This is a genomic window from Bacillus sp. C28GYM-DRY-1, from assembly GCF_030519405.1.
Taxonomy (GTDB): Bacteria; Bacillota; Bacilli; order Bacillales; family Bacillaceae; genus Bacillus; species Bacillus spizizenii_A.
Window position 1 is genome coordinate 1 of record NZ_JAUMKF010000121.1, and the last position, 207, is coordinate 207.

1 protein-coding gene is annotated in these 207 nt (G+C 41.5%); it reads left to right on the forward strand.

The genetic code is table 11. The annotated features are described in order from the left end of the window. Positions 1-207 (forward strand): integrase core domain-containing protein (locus Q3W56_RS20945; protein ID WP_302896730.1); only part of this gene is annotated, 207 nt, incomplete at both ends.

Consider the following 207-nt stretch of genomic DNA (forward strand, 5'->3'; position numbering starts at 1 on the left):
CTGTTAACACAAAAGGCATTACCATGAGCATGTCCCGCAAAGGGACGCCCGCTGATAATGCCTCCATCGAATCGTTTCATTCCTCACTAAAGTCTGAAACGTTCTATCTTAACAGCATTGATCGAACTACGACCGCCATCGCAGAACGCACTGTCACAGAATACATTCATTATTATAACAATATTCGTATTCAAACGAAACTAAACA